This is a genomic window from Prosthecobacter sp. (assembly GCF_044232965.1).
Taxonomy (GTDB): Bacteria; Verrucomicrobiota; Verrucomicrobiia; order Verrucomicrobiales; family Verrucomicrobiaceae; genus Prosthecobacter.
Genome location: NZ_JBIIKX010000057.1, coordinates 21,316 through 39,063 on the forward strand (window position 1 = coordinate 21,316; position 17,748 = coordinate 39,063).

General features: G+C 62.1%; 11 protein-coding genes. 3 read left to right on the plus strand and 8 right to left on the minus strand.

Going from position 1 to position 17,748, the window contains the following annotated elements:
- Positions 1-15 precede the first annotated feature (15 nt).
- Genes ACILSI_RS19955 through ACILSI_RS19965 form a run of 3 tightly spaced genes read right to left on the minus strand, consistent with a single transcriptional unit; the run spans position 16 to position 5,517 of the window.
- Entirely contained in the window at positions 16-3,354 is a 3,339-nt protein-coding gene (locus ACILSI_RS19955; protein ID WP_395723672.1) for an SbcC/MukB-like Walker B domain-containing protein, read from the minus strand.
- Positions 3,351-4,004: a DUF4194 domain-containing protein gene (locus tag ACILSI_RS19960; protein WP_395723673.1), complete on the minus strand. Its 654-nt coding sequence runs from the start codon at positions 4,002-4,004 to the stop codon at positions 3,351-3,353. Before ACILSI_RS19960 ends, ACILSI_RS19955 begins: the two co-directional genes overlap by 4 nt.
- 34 nt (positions 4,005-4,038) lie before the next feature.
- Complete coding sequence (locus ACILSI_RS19965) at positions 4,039-5,517, minus strand: Wadjet anti-phage system protein JetA family protein (RefSeq protein ID WP_395723674.1); 1,479 nt, start codon at positions 5,515-5,517, stop codon at positions 4,039-4,041.
- A 161-nt stretch (positions 5,518-5,678) separates the two neighbouring features.
- Here ACILSI_RS19965 and ACILSI_RS19970 point away from each other — a divergent pair, with 161 nt between their 5' ends.
- Both ACILSI_RS19970 and ACILSI_RS19975 read left to right on the plus strand, forming a co-directional pair.
- Positions 5,679-10,778, plus strand: coding sequence for a DUF1549 domain-containing protein (locus tag ACILSI_RS19970; RefSeq protein ID WP_395723675.1), 5,100 nt, complete (start codon positions 5,679-5,681; stop codon positions 10,776-10,778).
- Positions 10,779-10,809: 31 nt separating this feature from the next.
- Positions 10,810-11,328, plus strand: coding sequence for a hypothetical protein (locus ACILSI_RS19975; protein ID WP_395723676.1), 519 nt, complete (start codon positions 10,810-10,812; stop codon positions 11,326-11,328).
- Between the two features lie 182 nt (positions 11,329-11,510).
- Here the strand turns inward: ACILSI_RS19975 and hflC are convergent, their stop codons facing one another.
- The gene (gene hflC, locus ACILSI_RS19980; RefSeq protein ID WP_395723677.1) at positions 11,511-12,557 is read right to left on the minus strand and encodes a protease modulator HflC; all 1,047 of its coding nucleotides are present in this window, start codon (positions 12,555-12,557) and stop codon (positions 11,511-11,513) included.
- The gene (gene hflK / locus ACILSI_RS19985) at positions 12,554-13,561 is read right to left on the minus strand and encodes an FtsH protease activity modulator HflK (RefSeq protein ID WP_395723678.1); all 1,008 of its coding nucleotides are present in this window, start codon (positions 13,559-13,561) and stop codon (positions 12,554-12,556) included. The genes hflC and hflK overlap by 4 nt, the downstream gene beginning before the upstream one ends.
- A 194-nt stretch (positions 13,562-13,755) precedes the next feature.
- On the opposite strand from hflK, the gene ACILSI_RS19990 reads away from it, so the two are divergent.
- Positions 13,756-14,307, plus strand: coding sequence for an SUKH-4 family immunity protein (locus tag ACILSI_RS19990; RefSeq protein WP_395723679.1), 552 nt, complete (start codon positions 13,756-13,758; stop codon positions 14,305-14,307).
- A 95-nt stretch (positions 14,308-14,402) separates the two neighbouring features.
- On the opposite strand, the gene ACILSI_RS19995 is transcribed toward ACILSI_RS19990, so the two are convergent.
- The 3 genes from ACILSI_RS19995 to ACILSI_RS20005 form a co-directional block, all read right to left on the minus strand.
- Positions 14,403-15,014: a YdeI/OmpD-associated family protein gene (locus tag ACILSI_RS19995; RefSeq protein WP_395723680.1), complete on the minus strand. Its 612-nt coding sequence runs from the start codon at positions 15,012-15,014 to the stop codon at positions 14,403-14,405.
- An 8-nt stretch (positions 15,015-15,022) separates the two neighbouring features.
- Entirely contained in the window at positions 15,023-15,946 is a 924-nt protein-coding gene (locus ACILSI_RS20000; RefSeq protein ID WP_395723681.1) for a DUF5077 domain-containing protein, read from the minus strand.
- Positions 15,947-16,061: 115 nt separating this feature from the next.
- The gene (locus tag ACILSI_RS20005; RefSeq protein WP_395723682.1) at positions 16,062-17,699 is read right to left on the minus strand and encodes a class I SAM-dependent methyltransferase; all 1,638 of its coding nucleotides are present in this window, start codon (positions 17,697-17,699) and stop codon (positions 16,062-16,064) included.
- Between the last annotated feature and the right edge of the window lie 49 nt (positions 17,700-17,748).

Below are 17,748 nucleotides of genomic sequence, written 5' to 3' on the forward strand. Positions count from 1 at the left end.
GTGCCCGCATCACTTTCACTCCATCAATTCCGCGAGCCTGGAGCCCTCCACTCGCACGACCCAGTTTTCGATGTTTTGGATCTGCTCGGTGGCTTCGTCGTAGCTGCGTTCGACGCGGCATTGGACCACGGTGTCGGCGTGTTGGAACATGGTGGGGAGACGGTCTTCGGGGAAGGCCATGATGAGCTGGAGGCCGAAGTTGCGGGCGAGGGCGAGGCAGTCGTCGATGCGGTCGCCGCTGAGTTTGCTGAAGGCTTCGTCCATGACGACGAGGCCGAGATTCTGCTGCTCCTCGCGGCGGCCGAGGTCATACACGCGGCGGAAGGCGGCGAGCGTGGCGACGAAGAAGGGCGCCTGGTTTTCACCACCGCTTTGTTTCTTGGCGCTCTTGTTGAGGCTGATGGCGGCGGCATCGCCACGACCAGCGGGCTTGGCTTCGATGTCCCAGTGGTGGTAGTAGCGGTAGTCGAGCATGCGCTGGTGGCGCTTGTCCTCGGGGTTGTCGGCGGCGTCGATGGCGGCCATGAGCTCGGCCTTGGCCCGCTCGATGTCCTCGCGGCCGGCGGCGTTGAAGAGTTCCATCTCGCTGCCGCTGGGGAGGCCTTTTTCGACGAGCGTCCAGATGGCGCTGTGGGCCTTGTCGGCACGGCTGGTGAGCTGGTAGCGCCAGCCGCCGATCTCGTGATCCATGGCGCGGTTCAGCTCGCGCTTGGTGCGGTCGGCCTCGCTGAGCTTTTCACGCAGCACGTCGAGCACCTGATGCTGCAAACGATCCTCCCATTCCTTCCGCGCTTCATCGGCGGCGGTTTTGAAGCGCTCCAGCTCATGCGTTTCGAGATCCTCGCGGCGCTGGTCAAAGGCGGCGTTGTCCTCCGCATCGGCATCGAGGGCATCGCCGAGGTCGGCGTGCACGGTGACGAGCTCGCGACGTTGCTCATCGCGCAGACGGCGTGCCTCCTGGGCTCGGGTGTCGAGCTGAATGGCAAGCGCGGCGGCCATTTCGATGGATTTGCGCCAGCTCGTGGCCTTTTGACGCTCGGCGCTGATGCGCGTGGTGATCTCGTCGTCGGAAAAGCCATGCACGAGCATGCGCGAGGCCTGGCGGGCGATGCGGGTCTGCTCCTCCTGAAACACATCCTCCTGGATGGCTTCTTCGAGTCGCGATTGCTCGAGCGTGAAAGCAGTGATGGCCGTCTTGAGGCTGCCGATGCGTTCGTGGATGCCTTTGAGCGTGGCTTTTTGCACGCGGAGGTTTTCCATGGCCTTCTCATGATCCGGCGTGGCGAGGAGGTTCCAGGTTTCCTGCAGCTCGCGAAGCTCTTCGCGCAGTTTGGGCAGGCGCTGGACCTCATCGGCACCTTCCGGCGCGGTGAAGCGGTCGAGATGGCCTTCAGCACCGCGGTTTAAAAACGCGCGGAGGTCATCGCAATCGCTGCGCACTTCCTCGATGACGGCATCGGTCTCGCGAAGCTCGTTCTCACGCAGGTCGCGGAGGCGGCGCAGGCCTTCCTCGCCGAGCGTGAGCTCTTTTTCAGGCGTGAGCTTCACACGACGCGGCGGATCTTTGAGCCAGCCATCGAGCGAAATCGCCCGCTCATGCTTGTCGAGCTGCGCGGCCTTGTTCACGGCGACGAGGCCGCCGAGCAGATGATCGAGCACCTTGCCGGCGAGATCGTGTTTGGTCTCCACCATCTCACGCAGCGAGCCTTTTAGGACCTTCGTGTTGGTTTGCGCGGCTTCCTCGGGATGAATGAGCGGCTCGTGCGGATTCTGCGTCTGCTGCGCCTGATCCCACGCGGCGCGGAAGTCCTCGGGAATGACGGCGCGGCGATGGATGCCGAGCACGGTCTCGATGAGCGGCCACCATTTTTCGGCGCTGGCCTTCACCTCGACCACGCGACCGAGCGCGACAGCTTTTTGTCCGCGGGAAAGCAGGGCATTGAGCAGTGGAGAGGGTGTGACGTGGCCTTCGCGGAGCTGCGCGAGGTCCTTGTGCAGCGCGGCCTTGCGCAGCTCATGCTCACTGAGACGGGCGAGCACGGGCTGGAGCTGCTCGTTCGCCTCGTCCTTCAGCCGCATGTAGGCACGCGCGGTATCGCGTGCGGCGGCGAGCGCCTTGCCCTCGTCCTTGCTCTGCATCGCGGAGATGGCGGCAGAGGCTTCGTCGAGATTTTGCAGGCCAAGCCGCGACGCGTGGAGCTGCCAATCCTGCCAGCGGCGCAGATGAGCGCGAATGCGATCATGCAGGCTGCTGGAGGCCGCGTTGAGCCGCTCGATCTCGCTGTCGAGCTCGCGGCGGCGGCGATCGATCTCTTCGAGCTTGAAAGCTTTGTCACCCAGCGCGGCGCGGGCGGATTCCTCAGCGTGTTCGAGGCGTTCGCGCTCGCGGATGGCCTGTTCGTGCGCCTGCAGGTTCTCGGCGTGCTCGGCGCGTTTGTCTTCGAGTTCGGCGCGGCGGCGGTTGAGGCCTTCGAGGGCTTCCTCGTGCTTCAAAGCATCGCTGAGGTGCGAGTAGAGCGCGGACTCGCGTTTCGACGTGAGCCAGTCCTGATGATGCGCGGAGATGCGCTTCAGGTGCTCGAGCTGGTCGTACATTTTCTCCAGCCGCTCCTGCGCCCGGCGATGCGCATCGACGCTGGCCTTCACCGCCTTCACATCCGGCATGCCAGGCTCGAGCAGGAACTCGCGCACGAATTTTTCGAAGTTGCTCTCCGGCTCGAAGGCCATCGCGCGCGGCAGTGTCTTCGCCATCTGCTCGGCGTCAAAGCCGAGGTGGCTGCGCAGCGCCATCTCATCGCGGTAGGTCTGCTGGCGGTCCCACACATCGCCGTCGAGCTCGCGCTTCACGCGGGTGCGGAATTCATCCTCGGGCAGGAATTGCATCGCCTGCGGTCCGGCGTCACTGTTGAGAAAATCCTGCCACGCGAGGCGGCGTCCGGTGCGGAACCAGATCGTCGAAGGCTTCGCCGTGGGGCTTTCATACTCGATGCGTGCGCCCCAGGTCTCGCGTCGCGGCTCGCTTTCACCCGATTGCAGCGGCCAGGTGAACTCCAGCGCGGCGAGCGTGACGCTGCTCGGCCGCAGGTAGCGCTCCGCGCCATCGCGGCCGGTCGTGTTCGTGTCGCACAGGCAGTAGCCGCGCAGTGAGCGACCACTGCCCGCACCGGCGGCGGCTTTGTTAAACTTGCTCTGCTGCTCGCCGAGCATGACGAACTGGATGAGATCGAGCAGCGCGCTCTTGCCGCTGCCATTCGCGCCGGTGATGAGCGAGAGGCCGGAGACGTCGATGAACTGTCGGTAGCCATACCAGTTCACCGCGAGGATGCGGCTCAAGGTGATGCGCGGAGCGCTCATGCGGCCACCTCCCCGTCTTCCGCGCTGTCTTTGACCGGCTGATACTGCTCCACGCGCTGCTGCCACGCGGCGATGTCTTCGAACGGGATCACGCGGGCCAGCGAGGGCAAAATCTCGATCTGCATCTCGCCAAGCTGGGTCATGCCTTCCGGCTTCAGTGTGCGGATGAGGCGATGACGGCGGATGCGGGCCAGGCAAGCCTCGATCTGCGATTTTTCCGGCGTGCTGATCTTGTCGAAGTACACCTTCAGCGCGGCCCAGAGCTGGTCCACGGTCACGATGACCGCCTCCTGGCTGCCGGTGCTGATTTCATCATCGTAAAGCCGCCACAGCGCCAGCAGCACGAGCGTCTCGTCCTTGTCAAAACGGCCCAACAGCAGGCACGACTCCGTGCGCGGCCTCGCCTGCAGCAGCGAGCGCTCCTCATCGACGATCAACTCCAGCGCCAGCGGCGCGAGGTAATCCTCCACATGCGTGCGGTAGTGGTCGCGGGCCAGCAGATACAGCTCCCGCCCGCCGCCCTCATCGCCGAGCAGCACCCCACGCCCCAGCAACTCCGCCAGCACCTCCCGCAGCGCCGCGCGATCCGAATCCGGCACGTCGCTCCAAAAGGAGCGCGGCCAAAGCGGATCGGAGGGGGCGGAGGTCATGGGGGCGGCGATGATGGCGTGGTGCTGGGTTTGCTCAACCTTCTCTTGTGATCGCGAACCGCTCCACGCGATGCCCGGCGATCTCGTCGTGCTCCAAAATGTGCGGTTCGAGGCCGTTGCGGCGGCGGAGGCCGTCCACGCTCCAGCGGATGCGTTTGCCGGCGAGAGCAGGCGCGTGCTCGTAGGCCACGGTGGCGAGTAGATCGAGCAGGTCGTCGATGGTTTCGAGGGTGATGTCCTCGGTGCTGGTGGTGCGTCCTTTGGAAGGCAAAAGCTTCGCCACGAGTCGTGCGGCACGTTGCGGCGTGAGGGCGAGGCGCTGGCGCTCTTTCCATGCGGCGAGCACCTCGTCCTCGCTTTGCTTCGAGGCACCGGTTTCGCCAAAACGCAGATCGACAGGCGATTTCGTGCGCCGCGGCTTGTAGAGCGACTCGGTGCCGAAGAAGAAACGCGTCTCCACACAGCGCGGCGCGAAGTCGGCGCTTTGACCGGCGAACTCGGAGAAGCGACCGCCTGCATGCGCGGCATTGATCGCATCGCAGTAGGCTTTGATGATCTCGGGCCGGCGACCTCGCAGCTCCGTCTGGTAACGGTAACGCTGCTGGCTGAGGCGGTTGAAAGCTGCCATTCGCAGGTCGATGGCCTCCGCGCGGCGTTTCAGGCCGCCGAGATCGCGCTCCAGCCGCGTGAGCATCGCCACGGCGTGGTCGTAGGAATCGGCGTCGTCATAGCCGTAGTGCTCGCGCAGGCCGCTGGCGAGGCGCTCGCGCATGAGCGGGTCGTCGTGGCACTCGGAAACGGCACTGCGGGCGTTTTCGATGCGCGTGAGCAGTCCGCCGCGACGCAGCGCATCGTAGCAGACCATGTGCTGCCCTTGGCCGAACTCCTCATAAAGCAGATTCAGCGTGTCGGCGGCCGTGGCGGTCTGCCTTTGGCGCTGCTCAAAGCCAGTGACGATTTTTTCCACCGCATGCAGTTGCTCGATCGCCCGCTCCAGTCGCTGCGTGAGGTCGGTGATGGTCGAGCGGAGCTGATCGGGCGGCTGGATCTGCGGATCGAGCACGCCGCGCTCCTCCAGCGTCTGGCAAAGCCCGCGCAGCGTGTCCGCGAACGTTTTGAGCTCCGCCACGCGATCCTCCGCGAGGTCCCGCAGCATGCGCAGCAGCGGCCGCAGCCCCGGCGTGATCACCGCCCAGCGCTCATGCAGCCCGAGTGTCTGATCTTCCAACCAGCCCGCCGCGATGAGGCGATTGAAAAACTGCCCCGCCCGCTGCCGCGCATCCCGCAGCGCCGCGCCCTCATCCTCCGCCAGCAGCGACAACGGATGCCGCGCGATGACTTCCTTGATGATCTCAATCGTCTCCCGCTGCGAAAGCCTTCCTGCCTCGCCCGCCTCATCAATCAACCGATCCGCACAATCCACATACACCGGTGCCGAAGGCCGCGCCAACGGCCGGAAAAAATCCGCCGAGACGCTGCGGCTGAGTCGGGTGCTGAGAGTTTCGGAAGGCATCAGAGCCGCTCATGATGCGGAGGGGGGACGCCGGGGCAAGCAGGGAGCGGTTTTCACGTCCATCCCCGCCTCGCGGCATGCACAATCCCGCCCTGACAAGCTCCTGACGCAAGGATTGCGCCTCAGCACCCGTTTTTTGCGGCCCCAAGCCCTCCATTGCCATGAAGAATCGTCTCCTCACTGCCGCGCTCGTTTTGTCTGCTGTGTCTGCCTCTGCGCAGGCTCCGAAGAAAGATGAGGGCATCGATCCATCCAAGCCGGTGTCGTTTTACAAACACATCCGCCCGATCTTCCAGGCGCAGTGCAATGGCTGCCATCAGCCGGCGAAGAAGAAGGGCGATTACATCATGACGGAGTTCGCGGCCTTGCTGAAGGGCGGCGAGGAGGCGGTGGCTGTGGTGCCCGGCAAGGCGGCGGAGTCGAATTTGCTGAAGCTCATCAAACCGGATGCGCATGGCAAGGCGGAGATGCCGCAGAAGGCCGATGCGCTGCACGCGACGCAGATCGCGCTGATCGAGCGCTGGATCAATGAGGGCGCGAAGGACGACACGCCCGCGACGGCGAAGGCGCAATACGACATGGCGCATCCGCCGGTGTATGTCACCGCGCCGGCGGTCACGTCGGTCGAGTATTCGCCGGATGGCGCGATGATCGCGGTGGCGGGTTATCATGAGGTCTTGATTCACAAGGCGGACGGCAGCGGCATCGTGGCGCGGCTCGTGGGACTCGCGGAGCGCATTCAGAAGCTCGCGTGGTCGCCGGATGGCAAAAAGATCGCGGTCACCGGCGGCAGCCCGGCACGCATGGGCGAGATCCAAATCTGGGACGTGGCGGCGAAGAAGCTCGAGCTGTCCAAATCGCTCACGTTTGACACCATCTACGGCGCGAGCTGGTCGCCCGATGGCAAGCAGCTCGCGTTTGGCTGCGCCGACAATGCCGTGCGGGCCATCGATACCGCCACGGGCAAGGAAACGCTCTTCATGGGCGGCCACAGCGATTGGGTGCTCGACACCGTGTGGGGCGTGGATGGCAAGCACGTCGTGTCCTGCGGTCGCGACATGAGCGTGAAGCTCACCGAGGTCGCCACGATGCGCTTCGTCGATAACGTCACCTCCATCACGCCCGGCGCACTCAAAGGCGGCGTGCAGGTGCTCGCTCGGCATCCGCAGCGCAACGAAGTGCTCATCGGCGGCACCGACGGCGTGCCCGCGATCTACCGCATGGAGCGCCTCACGAAGCGAGTCATCGGCGACAATGCGAACCTCATTCGCAAATTCCCCGCGATGCAGGGCCGCATCTTCGGCGTCGATTTCGCACCGGATGGCAAGCGCATCGTCGCGGGTGCCTCGTTTGAAGGAACCGGCGCGGTGAACATTTATAGCAGCGAATACGACAGCACCATGCCCGACGCGGTGAAGAAGATCGTCGAAACCGTGAACGGCAAAGGCAAGGAACTCGACGACTGGATCGTCAAAGACGTGAAGCAGCTCAGCAGCACGCCGCTGGCGAGCGGGGTGTTCAGCGTGACCTTCTCGCCTGATGGCAAAACGATCGCCGCAGCGGGTCAGGATGGTCAGATCCGCCTCATCGACACCGCCACGGGCAAGATCGCGAAGGAATTCACCTCCGTGCCGCTCGTGAAGGAAAAAGTGCTCGCCGCCAGCGACGTGATCGCGGACGACACCGTGCGTGTGGACGTGAAAAAGGACGACAAGGTCGAAACGCTGCACACCGGCCCCACCGTGGCCTCCATCGAGGTCGAGCCCGCGAACATCAAAATCGGCAAGCCCACCGAGTATGCGCAAATCCTCATCACCGCGAAGATGAGCGACGGCACGCGTGCCGATGTCACCCGCATGGCGAAAATCACCGCCGCGAAAGGCGACGTGGTGAAGATCGACTCACGCGGCATGATTCGTCCCGACAAAGACGGTGCCACCGCGATCAACATCAGCTTCATGGGCCGCACCGCCAGCGTGCCCGCGAATGTCAGCGGCCTCAATGTGGCGCTGAAGCCGGATTACGTCCGCGACATCATGCCCATCACGTCGAAGCTCGGTTGCAATCAAGGCACCTGCCACGGCGCAAAGGAAGGCAAAGCGGGCTTCAAGCTCTCGCTGCGAGGTTACGATCCGATTTACGACGTGCTCGCCTATGCCGACGAACTCGCCAGCCGCCGTGCGAACGTCGCCTCGCCGGAGCATTCGCTCATGCTGCTCAAAGCGAGCGGTGCCGTGCCGCATGAGGGCGGCCAGCTCACCGTGCCGGGCGAGCTATACTACGAATCGCTCAAAGCCTGGATCAGTCAGGGCGCAAAGGTGAACCTCGCCACGCCGCGAGTGACTAGCATCGAACTGTCGCCGAAAAATCCCGTCATCGAGCGCATCGGTGGCCGTCAGCAGCTCCGCGTGATCGCCCGATATGCCGATGGTTATGTCAAAGACGTCACCGCCGAGGCCTTCCTCGAAAGCGGCAATGGCGATGTCATTGAAGCCGACAAAAAAGGCCTCATGACGAGCCTGCGTCGCGGCGAGGCACCGATCCTCGCTCGCTTTGAAGGCGCTTACGCCGCCACCACCATCACCGTGATGGGTGATCGCACCGGCTTCGCGTGGAAGCAGCCGGAAACCTGGAACAAGATCGATGAACTCGTCGCCGCCAAATGGCAGCGCATGAAGATCGAGCCAAGCGGCCTGTGCAGCGATGAGGACTTCCTCCGCCGCATCCACCTCGACCTCACCGGCCTGCCGCCAAAGCCCGAGGAAGTCGCCGCTTTCATCGCCGACAAACGCGACACCCGCACGAAGCGCGGCGAGGTCGTCGATAAGCTCATCGGCAATCCGGACTTCGTCGAACACTGGGCCAACAAATGGGCCGACATGCTCCAGGTGAACTCGAAAACACTCGGCAGCGAAGGCGCTATCAGCCTGCGGGCTTGGATCAAGCAGCAAGTCACCGACAACACGCCGTATGACCGCTTTGCGTATCGCATCGTCACCGCCACCGGCTCAAACAAAGACAATCCCGCCGCCGCTTACTTCAAAACGGTGCGCACACCGGAAGAACTCGTCGAAAACACCACGCACCTGTTCCTGGCCACGCGATTCAACTGCAACAAATGCCACGACCATCCCTTCGAGAAGTGGACGATGGATCAGTATTACGAAACCGCGTCCTACTTTGCCCAGATCGACCTCAAAGGCGATCCGCAGGCCAAAGGAGCCACCATCGGCGGCACCGCAGTCGAAGGCGCGAAGCCGCTGTATGAAATCGTCGCCGACAAAAAAGACGGCGATGTGCTCCACCTCCGCACGAACAAACCCGTCGCGCCGAAAGTGCCGTATGACACCGAACTCGTCAGCAAGGCCGCCACCACCCGCCGCGACCAGTTTGCCACCTGGATGACCAGCCCAGAGAACGACTACTTCGCCATGAGCTACGCGAACCGCATCTGGGGCTACCTCACCGGCACCGGCGTCATCGAGCCGCTCGACGACATCCGCGCCGGCAATCCGCCGAGCAATCCCGAGCTGCTGCAATACCTCACGAACGAATTCATCCAGAGCGGCTTCAACGTGCGCCACCTGATGAAACTCGTCGCCACCAGCCGCACCTACAATCTCAGCCTCAGCACGAACAAATGGAACGAGGACGACAAAACGAACTACAGCCACGCCAAAGCCCGCCGCCTGCCCGCCGAGGTGCTCTTTGACTCCGTCTTCGCCGTCACCGGCAGCATGCCAAACATCCCCGGCGTGCCCAAAGGCACCCGCGCCGCCGCTTTGGCCGATGCGCAGATCAAACTGCAAGACGGCTTCCTCACCAACTTCGGCCGCCCGGCCCGCGAAAGCGTCTGCGAGTGCGAACGCAGCAACGACGTCAATCTCGGCCCCGTCATGGCCCTCATGAGCGGCCCAACCGTCGGTGATGCCATCAGCGACTCGAACAACGCCATCGCGAAACTCACCGCCGAGATCAAAGACGACAAACAGCTCATCGACGCCGTCTTCATGCGCATCCTCAACCGTCACGCGACCGAGAAGGAAATCAGCGCCGCGCTCGAAAGCATGGCCGGACTCGATGCCGAGCACAAAACCCTCGCCGCCACGCTCCAGGCCAAGGAAGTCGAGCAAAAGCCCGTCATCGCCAAAGCCGAGCAGGATCGCGTTTTGGCCATCAAAGCCGCTGAAACCGAACTCACGGCCTACAAAGCCAAAATCGCCCCCGAAGTCGCCAAAAAGGAAGCCGCACGCCAGGCCGCCATCAAAGCCGCCGAAGCCAAAGTGAAGGCCGCCTTTGACACCGCGCCTGCCAATCAGCCGAAGTGGGAAAACTACCTCGATCTCACCACCGAATGGCAGTTGCTCGATCTCAAGGTCCAACGCGCCGGCGGCGTAGAAAAGCTCGAACGCCTCCCTGATGGCAGCTTCCTCGCCACCTCGCTGCCCGAAGGCAAGCAAAGCGCCGGAAACTACCTCCTCCTCGGCAAATCCGACCTGCAAGGCATCACCGGCATCAAACTCGAAATGCTGCCCGATGACCGCCTGCCCTCCAACGGCCCCGGCACCGCTCCCGATGGCAATTTCGTCCTCGGCGAACTCGTCGTCACCACCGATGCCGCCGACGCGAAACGCAAACGCGGCTCCGGCGTCGCCCAAACGCTCAAAAACCCCAAAGCCGACTTCGAGCAGGCCAACTTCCCCGTCACCGAGGCCCTCAAAAAAGGCAATCGCGACCGCGGCTGGGCCGTCAGCCCCGACGGCGGTTTCCGTCACGAGGCCATCTTCAGCTTCGAGAAGCCCGTCAGCAACGAAGGCGGCACCAGTTTCAGCATCCAGATGACCAGCAACTTCCAGAACGGCAAATACAATCCCGGCCGCTTCCGCCTCTGGGTCACCACCAGCCCCACCATCCGATTCGGCGTCCCCAAAACCGTCGCCGACGCCGTCAAAGCGATGAAACGCACCCCCGAGCAAACCGCCGACCTCAACGCCCACTTCTTGAATCAGCTCCGCGATTACCAATCGCAGAAGAAAGCATTGGCCGCCGCGAAAACTCCCTTGCCGGCCGACCCGCAGTTGCTGGCGTTGGAGGCGAAGCACATGGACACCCAGAAGCCCATCGTCCTCGACCCCAAACTCATCCAACTCCGCCGCGACAGCGACCTGAGCGCCAAACAGCTCACCAATAAACGCCTCACCGCCGCGCAGGACTTGGCCTGGGCCCTGATCAACTCACCAGCTTTCTTGTTTAATCATTGATCTCGTCTTTGATTGTTGGAAGCATGGTGCAATGGCAAAGGCAAACTCGCTGACACAATATGAGGTAGATACCGTCGAGGAAAACGACGTGGGCATATGTTGTGACGGCCACTGGGACAATTTCCTGTTGGATTATGGCCTTACCATGCTTCGAGAGTATGTGATATTGCTTCGGAAGATTGGAGCTAAAGATTGCTTGGCAGTAATTGAAGAACTGATCGCGTGGGTGGATGCAGAATTGCAGCCAGACATGAGCCAATTCGCCGTCACTGATAAAGATCCAAGCCGTCTAGAGTCCCTCTGGCAACGATACAACGAGGCGTCACTTCGCGAAGCTCCGCAGGAACTCGCGCGTAAACTCGCGCCGCCACCTCCCAAGAATAAGATGCCTGTCACAGATCGGGAGTATTATGACTTCTTTGGCCCTGAGAACATCGCCAAGAAATGTCAGGCAGAGAACTGCCAGCGAGGATCAGTAAAGTTCAGCGCATTTTGCCGAACACATCATTTCGAGAACGTAAAGAAGAAGCCTTGTCCATGGAGTGACTGAGTTCATGTGGCATACGTCTTTGTGTTTAATCACTGATTTGCCATGCCTGCAAGCTCGTCCCAGCCAGCCGACACCGTCGTCCTCATCCATGGAATCGGGCGCACGCCGCGCAGCAAGTGCGCTCCACCGAAGGCACCAACACGCCCACTGCCCATCAATCTTGATGTGATGAACCACTAGCCCTACCGCCCCACCTCAAGCAGTGTTGGCAGCTTGTTCAAGGGAGTGATCTCCACGCTGGCTCCGGCGGCGGCTTTGGCCTGAGGGTTGCTGGATTTCAAATAACGGAACAGCTCGCTGTCGGTGGTAAAGACCATCGTGGTGTCGCTGGTGATGAGCTTTTTGTAGGCTTCCATCGTCTGCTTGAACTCAAACAACTGCGCGGCGTCGGGGGTCTGGTTGTAGGCCTTGGCGTAGATCTCGGTGGCCTTGGCGTCGGCGGTTCCTTCGAGTTCCTGCACCTTGCGGTAGGATTCGGACTCGATGGTGGCGAGATCGCGCTCGCGCTCGCCATTGATCTTGGCCGCCTCGCCCGCGCCTTCGGAGCGGTAGCGATCGGCGATCTGCTGGCGCTCGCTGATCATGCGCTGGTAGATGGAATGGCTGACGGAGGGATCGTAGTCGATGCGCTTGAGGCGCACGTCGAGCAGGCGGATGCCGAGTTCCTTCACTTTCGGCGCGGCGTTGGCGAAGATCTCGGCCTCCAGCTCGCCGCGGCCTTTGCTGATGGCGGGCAGGACCCCGATGCGCGCCTCGGCGGTGGAGATGGCGGCGCCGGCGTCCGGCGCGGGGCCGTCGCGCACGACCTTGCGATCTTTGGTGCTGCGCACGGCCTCGATGAAGTCGTGCTTGGCGATGACGATGCGCATCTCGCTGCCGATGATGCCGTTGAGGCGGGAGAGGGCGCGTGTTTCATCCGTGAGCTGGCGGTAAAAGATGAGCGGATCAGCGATCTCCCAGCGTGCGAAGGCGTCGATCATGACGAAGACCTTGTTCTTGGTGGTCATGGGTGTGGCCTCGCCATCCCACTCCAGCACGCGGTTTTCGATGCGGTTGACAGTCTGGATGAAGGGCGTTTTCCAATGCAGGCCGGCGTTGACCACCGGCTCCCCCACGGGCATGCCGAACTGGGTGATGATGACCTGCTCGGTTTCATCCACGGTGTAGAAGCCGGAGCTCAGCACGATGAAGAGCACGAGCGAGACAATGAGAGTGATGGTGGATTTCATCGGGCGGCGGGGACGGGCGTTTCTTGCGGCGCAGGCTGGCGCAGGTTCATGAGCGGGAGGAAGGACGAGGCGTTTTCATCCAGGATGATTTTCCCGGGCACGGTGGGCAGGATCTCGCTCATGGTTTCGAGGTACATGCGCTTCTTGGTGACCTCGGGCGCTTTTTTGTATTCGGCGAGCAGGGCGTTGAAGCGCGAGGCATCACCCTCGGCCTCGTTGATGCGCTTGGTGGCGTACCCTTCGGCGGCGCTGACTTTCTGCACGGCCTCGCCGCGCGCCTTGGGCACGACGCGGTTGTACTCGCCGCTGGCCTGGTTGATGGCGGATTCTTTCTCCTGCTGGGCGCTGTTGACCTCGTTGAAGCTGGCTTTCACCATGGCAGGCGGGTTCACGTTGCCGAGCTGGATGAGATCGATGCGCAGGCCCATGTTCAGGCCATCGACGAGCGTGCGCAGGCGCTCCAGGCCCTTCTGCTCCATTTCCTGGCGGCCAATGGTGAGCACCTCATCGACGGTGCGGTCACCCACGACCTCGCGCATGACGGCCTCGGCGAGATCGCGCAGGGTGGCGAGAGGTTCGCGGAAGTGGAAGGTGTAGGCCACCGGATCCTCGACGTGGTACTGCACCTCCCACTCGACGAGGATGGCGTTCAGGTCGCCAGTGACCATGTTTTTCTCCTGCTGCTGCTCCTCGAATTCGGTGTACTGGTAAAAATTCGTGGCCCCTTGTGTGGCGGTGCCGAACTCCAGCTTCTGCTGGCGCTGCACCTCGACGAGCGTGGCGGTGTCGATGCCCCAGGGCAGTTTGAAGTGCAGGCCGGGCGGCACGGTCTTCAAATAACCACCGAAGCGTTGCAGCACGGCCACGGAATTTGCTGGCACCTGGTAAATGCCGGAAAACAAGCCAATGACGACGAACAAAGCGCCGACGCCAAAGAGGATCAGACGCGAGTTGAGTTTGAATTGTACGCCATCAGGCAGGGCGGGGGGACGGAAAGAGGCCATGCCCTGAGGCTAGCGCAGTGGTCCCAGGCAGCAAGCGGCATGCTTGACTCATATTTCACGCCCAGGACAGACGAGTTCGCGGCCCGTGAGGCTCACCAGCGACGGTATGAATTCAAAATCCCGTCGCAAAGCAACATTCCTGTCGGAGATAAAGCTGCTGACAAAACAACGCTTCTGTCGATAAATCACCTGTTATGCTGAAACCAGAAACATTCGTGACGCGATGGCAGGAAGAGGTCGTAGCCAACGAACCCGAGTTCATCCGCGATGACTTGCTGTTGACCCTGTGTCCTCCCGAGGTTCAGGTTCTAGCACAGATTCCTGAGGACTCGGCGCGGTTCTTGGTCGAGGCCGGCATGCCCACGAGTTGCGCACCATTTCTGTGCTTCGACAAGGTAGGCAAGGGCCTCCCAACCTTGATCTCGGTATGGAGGCTCGAGGGTGTCGCCGGCATCGATACCAATTTCTTGAGTCGATACCACACCTTGGGATCGGATGGAGCCGGCAACCCCCTGTGCATCGATACCGAAGAATCAGGGAAGGTTTTCATGGTCGATCATGACGATGCATTCAGGTCTCGTCGGTTGGTCGCCTCCAGCGTCCCCCAATTGGCCGAAGCACTTCTAATCATTCATACGCAGCCACACGAACACTTCCGGAGACTCTTTGAGGAGATTGACCCTGCTGCTTGCGGTGCTGATTCGTTTCTGCCCAGCGAAGTCGCAACACTAATCGAAGAAGCATAACAAGCCGCGCCAGGGCATTCAGAAGACACTCCATCTCATTCGTCCGAACGTGGCGCACTACGAATGATCGCTAACGCCATGCCCTGACCCACCGGTCACGCCTCACGCCGCTGAATCCACTTTTTCCCGGCGGCGAGAGCGCGGATCGTTTCATTCAGGCGGCGCTGGATGGTGTCCTCCTGCTTCGCGGTGCTGATCCAGACCTTGTACTCGCGCTGATAGGTCAGTTTGAGGGCTTGGAAGAATGCGGCGGCCTTGGGGTTCTTTTTCAGCGCCTTGGCCAGCACGGGCGGCATCGGCCATTCCTCGCGTTGTTTGGCTGGCGGCGGTTTGGCTGATTCGTCGGCATCCAGGGCCACCGCCGCGTGCAACAGGCGGCGAAACGCCTGCGCGTCGAGTTGATCCGGCCTGGTGACGCGGATGCTCTGAATGCTCGTGTTTGCCTCACCACCCGTGAACAGTTTGGTGATCTCGCGCAGCTCCGTGCCGCGAAAGAAGGTGATGCCGAGGTGCCTCTGGCAGGCGCTGAGGCCGCAGACCAGCTTCCGCCCGCTGAAACAGAGCATGTGCCACTTGATGGATTCTGTGAGATCCGGCTCCCAGCGCTGAATCCAGGCCCGCACCTGTCGCGCCATGGCCTGCGAGAACTCTGGCGCGAGGTCCAGCCAAGTCTCCGGGTCACGGGTGGGCGTGCGGGAGCAGTCCATGCATTCGTTCAACCTGCGGGCGTGAGCACGACCTTGTGAACGTCCAGCACGGCCGTTTTGACCTTGTTCACGGGGTCGATGACGAGGCGCTGCGGGCCGGCCGTTTTGATTTCGATCTCACCCACGGGCACTTCCTTCCACTTTTGGAAACCGCCGGTGTCCTGCGTGGTGAATTTCAGTTCCTGGCTGTCATGTTTCACGGCCACCTCGCTGCCCTCGTTGCCGCTGGCGCAGCCATGCACCACGGCGACTTTGTAGCGGCCGGGTTTGGCGATGTCGAAATTCCACTCGGCGAAGTCGTTTTCATCGCTCCAGAAGCCAAGACAGTTTTTCTCCGGTTTCGGCTCGTAGCGCATGGTTTCGGACCAAGTCGTGGCGCTTTTCGCCTCCAGCACGAGGCTGCCATCGGCGGCCGGTTCGGGGGCGGGGCCTTCAGGCGCGGGCACGAAGCTGATTTCCTTGATTTTGAGACCAGATTCCGCGCCGGTGGAGGCGATGTAGAGCACGAAGGGATAGGTGCCGGGCTTTTCGATGTACACCTCGCCGTACACGGCCGTCTTGGGCTGGCTGGAGGCCGTGAGGTTCTTTTTCAGCGACTTGTCCCCGAAGCGGAACTGCGAGCCGAGGTTGGCATGACGCAGCGTGTAGGTGACCCGCACCTCATACTTGCCCCAGCGCTTTGTGGTGAACTTGGTGCAGTCATACTGCTCCCAGTGCGCGGCGGTCATGTGCTGCAGCTCTTGCGGACTCACGCGGATGACACCACGCGTCGGTTCGTCCGTGCGTGCGACGGGCTCGTCGCTGCCGAAGCCGTTCAATTCGACGATTTCGGCCGGCACCACCGGCTCCTGCGGCTTTTCCTGCGCGGCGGCGGTCAGACTGAGGGCGAGCGCCAGCACGGCGGCGGCGCGGTAGGAGGGGGTGGATTTCATGGGTCAGGGCCGCCAAGATGCAGGCGGCGGCATGAACAACAACAGAAACGCACGGGAACTTTCGTCCCCGTGCGTTTCACGCCTAAACCCAACTAACTTGACTCTGCCCTGAAACTTAGAAGCGGATGCACATGTCCACGGTCACGCGGTTGTTCGTCAGACCATAGGGACGGATCATGGCGATCTCATAAGCGAAGCCGAGATCGACATTCTCATGAACACGGCTGCGGAAGCCGAAACCGACCGTGCCCTGGGTCACGCCGTTCACATTGTTCGCGCCGAAGTTGACCACATCGTAGCCGTTGCTGCGCAGGCCGATGTTGTTGCCATCGTTGAGGTTGGTCCAGAAGTTCACCGTGGCGAACGGGATGAACCAGCGGCAGGTGTAGTAGTCCACCATCAGGCTGTAGTGGGCCATCAGGTTCTGCTCGTTGTTGGTGACGGGAATGCGCAGGCCGACGTTGCCCGTGAAGTGCAGATCACCGAATCCCTTCGAGAAGGAGACGAACGGGTTGAACTCGCCGCCACCACGGCCCTGGAAGATCTCGCGGTCGCCCGTCGGGATGTGGAAGGTGAGGCCGGGAGTGAGGATGAACTGATGCGCCGCGTCGTCGATCAGCGCGTACTTAAAGCCTGCGGCCAAGTCCATCCAGCCGTCCACGTTGAGACCGGGGGAGTCGATGTCAAAGTGACCGTCCTGGGTCGCGATGAGCGCGAGGCGATCCGTCAGCGCGTAGCGGATCTGCAGCGCGTAGAGCGTGGCATGACCACCGCCGGTGATGAAGTTGTTGTCCAGCGTGTGATAGATGAAGATCGGCCGGACTTCCGAGCGGATCACCGGGTCTTCGAAGAAGATCGGGTTCGTCACCGGCGCGATGGTGTTCACCTTCCAGTCTGCCTCGACTGGAGCGGGATTCTTCGCAGGGACGGCGGTGCCTGCGTTGGCATTCGAGAGAGACACGGTTGCCAATGCGCTAACACCAAGCGCAAGCAACCACCGGTTTTGGGAGTGTGGTTTGTGGTCCATGCCTGAATAAAAGCACACACGCGTCCGCATTGATCCACGCATCTTGGCATCGAGTGCACATGTTATGCGATGCGCCTGAGACGTATTCTCCCCACGACGCCAGCAGTCGCTGAACAACAGGCCATGATCCTGCTCCAAGCGTTGCACGAGCATGAATCTCGCCGCGCCTAACAACGGCTCAAGCGGCACCAAGGAACGCGCAGGCAGCCGCGTCACGCGGCGGAAAAACGCATAGAGGAAACGTACGATCAGTTGGCTGCGCAGCCGCCGCCAGCCTGAGTCGGCGATTTTGAAATCCGCCACCAGCCAATGCGCCTTTTTTTGGGCCGCGCCAGCGATGCGGGGGATCAAACACTGCAATTGATCCTCCCGAAAGCAGTCGAAGAAGAAGCAGGTGACGATCAAATCGAAGTGTGCGGCGGGCGGCTGCCATTCGAGCGCATCCGCGTGAACGAACGTCACCACCGCATTCTCCAGCCCTGACCGCCGCAGTCGTGCCTGAGCGAGCGCGATCATCACCGCGCTCGCTTCCACCACCGTCACCTGCGTCATTGGAAAGCGGCGGCACAGCGCGGCGAGGAAGCGCCCGTTGCCCTCGCCATACACCAGCGCGTGCTCCGGCGCTGGAATCGCGTTCAGGAAGGCAGTGCGGCAGCGTTGCAGCTTCTCTCCAGCGCACAGCAGCTCCATCCAGCGGTAATGCGGGGCCAGCAGGTCGAAACTCATGCCTTAGTCAAAGCCGGAACGACCGTTGTCCGCAACCTTGCCGATTCCC

Bases quoted from the DNA above. Each gene is read 5' to 3' on its own strand.
- ACILSI_RS19955 (WP_395723672.1), bottom strand. From the start codon at position 3,354: ATGAGCGCTCCGCGCATCACCTTGAGCCGCATCCTCGCGGTGAACTGG.
- ACILSI_RS19960 (WP_395723673.1), bottom strand. From the start codon at position 4,004: ATGACCTCCGCCCCCTCCGATCCGCTTTGGCCGCGCTCCTTTTGGAGC.
- ACILSI_RS19965 (WP_395723674.1), bottom strand. From the start codon at position 5,517: ATGCCTTCCGAAACTCTCAGCACCCGACTCAGCCGCAGCGTCTCGGCG.
- ACILSI_RS19970 (WP_395723675.1), top strand. From the start codon at position 5,679: ATGAAGAATCGTCTCCTCACTGCCGCGCTCGTTTTGTCTGCTGTGTCT.
- ACILSI_RS19975 (WP_395723676.1), top strand. From the start codon at position 10,810: ATGGCAAAGGCAAACTCGCTGACACAATATGAGGTAGATACCGTCGAG.
- hflC (WP_395723677.1), bottom strand. From the start codon at position 12,557: ATGAAATCCACCATCACTCTCATTGTCTCGCTCGTGCTCTTCATCGTG.
- hflK (WP_395723678.1), bottom strand. From the start codon at position 13,561: ATGGCCTCTTTCCGTCCCCCCGCCCTGCCTGATGGCGTACAATTCAAA.
- ACILSI_RS19990 (WP_395723679.1), top strand. From the start codon at position 13,756: ATGCTGAAACCAGAAACATTCGTGACGCGATGGCAGGAAGAGGTCGTA.
- ACILSI_RS19995 (WP_395723680.1), bottom strand. From the start codon at position 15,014: ATGGACTGCTCCCGCACGCCCACCCGTGACCCGGAGACTTGGCTGGAC.
- ACILSI_RS20000 (WP_395723681.1), bottom strand. From the start codon at position 15,946: ATGAAATCCACCCCCTCCTACCGCGCCGCCGCCGTGCTGGCGCTCGCC.
- ACILSI_RS20005 (WP_395723682.1), bottom strand. From the start codon at position 17,699: ATGAGTTTCGACCTGCTGGCCCCGCATTACCGCTGGATGGAGCTGCTG.